General features: G+C 73.1%; 1 protein-coding gene. It reads left to right on the forward strand.

The annotated features are described in order from the left end of the window. Nucleotides 1-122: 122 nt before the first annotated feature. The coding region (locus tag ITP53_RS55520) for a TIGR04222 domain-containing membrane protein (protein ID WP_195903515.1) at nucleotides 123-966 on the forward strand (844 nt) is incomplete at its 3' end.

The raw sequence follows: 966 nt of genomic DNA on the forward strand, positions 1-966 counted from the left end.
GGGCTGCGGTGGCGGCGGTAGCTGACTTCTGCTCGTTCTGCTCAAACAGGCGGAACCCTTATGCCCGCGTTATACGTCCTTCCGGTAACCGGCCCGACGGGCTGGGCGGAGGGAGGCCGTAAATGGATTTGATCCTGCTGGTCATCTCGGTGCTCGTGGCGGCGGTCACGATCGGTACCGCCATCGCGCTGATTCGCGGGCGCGCCCGCGTCGCCACGGCTTCGAGCGGCACCGGCCCGCGCGACCTCGGCCACTACGATCTCGCCTACCTCGCGGGCGGCCCGCAGCGCGTGGCGGAGACGGCCATCGCGCTCCTGGCGGAGGCGGGGGACATCCGCGTGTCCCGCGGAGGGCTCCTGCACAAGGTCGCGAAGCGCGCGGGCGCGCGGGACCCGATCGAGGAGAGCGTGCTGAGCGTCGTCACGTTCTCCTCGGGCTTACCCGCGAGCTCGGCCAGGCGTGAGACCAGCAGGAGCCTGGCCATGGAGGCGCTCAAGCAGCACCTCACGGGTCTCGGCCTGGTCCTGGCCGACAACGCTTTCGAGCAGGTCAACCGGCTGGCCGAGTGGCTCAAGCCGGTGGCGGGCCTGGCGTTCACGGGTGCCGCGGTCGAGGTGGTACGGGTGATCGCGCAGGGCCCGGACCAGCTCCCGGTCATCGCCCTGATCGTCTTCGCGGGTGCGGGGGTGGTGGCGCGGGCCGCCGTCGTGGCCCATGGGCGCTCCATGCGGGCCACGCGGGCCAGGCTGACCCGGTCCGGTCAGGACGCGCTCGACTCCGCCAGGCGGGCCGAGCACCAGGGCGCCGACGACCAGCCCGTGCGCGTCGCGTTGTACGGCCTGGGTCAGACGAGCAGCCGTGAGCTGCGGGCCGAGCTGGGCAGAAGCGAATCCCCCCGAGGCCGCAAGAGCGCCGGGGCCGCGTACGCCGGCGGGAGCGCGGCGTCCGGCGGGGCGGGCTGCGTGG

This window comes from Nonomuraea cypriaca (genome assembly GCF_015645445.1).
In the GTDB taxonomy this organism is placed as follows: Bacteria; Actinomycetota; Actinomycetes; order Streptosporangiales; family Streptosporangiaceae; genus Nonomuraea; species Nonomuraea cypriaca.